At 36.1% G+C, this 2,140-nt stretch carries 3 protein-coding genes; 2 read left to right on the top strand and 1 reads right to left on the bottom strand.

Features of this window, described 5'->3' with window-relative positions:
- Window positions 1-312: 312 nt before the first annotated feature.
- Window positions 313-1,113, bottom strand: coding sequence for a DUF6503 family protein (locus HNQ03_RS03325; RefSeq protein WP_173778239.1), 801 nt, complete (start codon window positions 1,111-1,113; stop codon window positions 313-315).
- Window positions 1,114-1,179: 66 nt separating this feature from the next.
- Here HNQ03_RS03325 and HNQ03_RS03320 point away from each other — a divergent pair, with 66 nt between their 5' ends.
- Window positions 1,180-1,479 (top strand): hypothetical protein, encoded by a 300-nt coding sequence (locus tag HNQ03_RS03320; RefSeq protein WP_173778238.1) that lies wholly within the window; start codon window positions 1,180-1,182, stop codon window positions 1,477-1,479.
- A 122-nt stretch (window positions 1,480-1,601) separates the two neighbouring features.
- The coding region (locus HNQ03_RS03315; protein WP_226927422.1) for a tyrosine-type recombinase/integrase at window positions 1,602-2,140 on the top strand (539 nt) is incomplete at its 3' end.

Raw genomic sequence — 2,140 nt, 5'->3', positions numbered from 1 at the left:
TATCCGTGTAAATCCGTGAAATCTGTGGGCAAATTTGCAGTAATAAATTTAATCCGTCTTAGTTTTTTTATTACCACGGATTTCACAGATTTGCACAGACTATGAAAAAAAACTAGAAGAGTAAATTTATCCGTGTAAATCCGTGTAAATCCGTGAAATCTGTGGGCAAATTTGCAGTAATAAATTTAATCCGTCTTAGTTTTTTTATTACCACGGATTTCACAGATTTGCACAGATTATGAAAAAAAACTAGAAGAGCAAATTTATCCGTGTAAATCCGTGAAATCTGTGGGCAAATTTGCACTAATAAAGCTAATCCGTATTAGTTTTTTTCTTTACCACATTCTCCGTAACGATTTTAGAAACCTCTTTCAGTTTTCCTTTCTCATATAGTGCCGCTAAATCTTTCAACGGTGTATTGATAGCTGCTTCATAATTCTCATAATCCTGGAAAGTAATTCCATCAACTACACGAGAATTGTAGGCAACCCGAAAACGCACACCACCTTCGTTCACATGGTAGCTGTAGGCTAGATAGTCTATCTTGTGCGTTTCCTTATTGATCCAATATTGGTATTCATCATCAAAATCTTTTCCGCCGCCATCTTTACCAAAAGTAACTTCTATCACATCATGTTTTTTCCCTTTGATGGTTGTTTCTTCAATGTATTTTTTGTTCACAGAAGCATCTTGAAGTTTGTAAGGTAGTGTAGCAAAATAAATAACAGAGTTCAAAGATTCTCCGTATTTACCAGAATCTTCTGCATTCAGATCTAGTTTTTTGCCATTCACGAAACGCGTAAAATCATTGTTTATTTTCACATCTTTTATCATAGAATCTCCTTTCATCATTTCAGAAGAATATTCATATTCGCTGTCGTTATTTTTAAAATGGTATTTCTTATCTCGAAAGCTAAATGTATAATCTGCTTTTTTGTATAAATCTCCACCATGCGCTTCTATGGCAGCATTCACGATAGAATCTGCTTTGCTTAGTGGTATTGTAGCTTCGGTAGAATTATTTATTTCTGAGATATTCTCTTTTTCATTTTTCGGGTTGCAAGAAAGTGCAACCATCGCTAGAAGAGTAAGAATAAAAATTGAATTTTTCATTTTGTAAAAATATAAGATTCTGTACGCAATAGAAAATCAAACCTCTTTTTTATAAGTAATTTAACATTGCACAAGCCAGTTAAATATGCACGAACTAATATCGTCATGGTGGAATTGTCTCCGCAAGTGATAGAAATGGCTCCGCAAGTGATGGAAATCTCTACGCAAGTGATGGAATTGGCTCCGCAAGTGATAGAAAGGTCTCCGCAAGTGATAGAAATGGCTCCGCAACTTGCAGAAATGGTTCCGCAACATATGGAAATGGTTCCGCAAACGCTGGCTCGAGCGTCTCGCTCGTGTTCTCATATATTCAAAAAATTTGGCACGAGCAAGATGCTCGCGCCAGCGTGGGCAAACCGCTGTTGAACTAAACCTTCGGTAGCTTTTCCCGATTCGCTGTTTTGTTACCTTTGTTTTTATTAATTCAAAAATACAATTAAAATGGCTACAAAAAAAAATCTTCGGAGGAATTAAGAGAGAACAAAATTTTGAATCGTGCATGCATAGAAGTGGAGGGATTTGCGGAACTTTTGCATCGGTTTGAAAGGAATATTTCTATTTTGGGCAGAAGTCCCAAAACTTTTGATAATTATGCACGACATGTTGCTGCAATGGCGCTGCATTTTAAAATGTTGCCTACGGAATTAGATCCAGAACAAGTGAAAGATTACTTGTTTGAACTTCAACAAAGATCCAAAACACCTTCTCAAAGTTACTTTAAACACACGGTTTATGGTCTTCGGTTTTTACTGAAAACAGAAGGTTTACCTTACGATTTTCTGCATCTTCCTTCAATTTCGAAAGTCAAAAAACTTCCCGTAATTTTGAGTAGGGAAGAGATTTGGCGTATGCTTCAAACGGCAGATTTGCTGAAACATAAATTGGTAATTGGTTTGATTTATGGCTGCGGATTGCGATGTATGGAAGTTCGGAATATTGAACTTTCACACTTGGATTTTGATCGAAAAATGCTTCATATTGTTCAAGGAAAAGGTAAGAAAGACCGTTATGTGCCACTTTCTCAGCA

The organism is Frigoriflavimonas asaccharolytica, from assembly GCF_013294015.1.
GTDB classification, from domain to species: domain Bacteria; phylum Bacteroidota; class Bacteroidia; order Flavobacteriales; family Weeksellaceae; genus Frigoriflavimonas; species Frigoriflavimonas asaccharolytica.
Note: the sequence above shows the minus strand (reverse complement) of the source record. Positions and strands in the feature narration are given on the sequence as shown.

Excerpts from the sequence above, each read along its gene's own strand:
- HNQ03_RS03325 (WP_173778239.1), bottom strand. The coding sequence starts at position 1,113 with ATGAAAAATTCAATTTTTATTCTTACTCTTCTAGCGATGGTTGCACTT.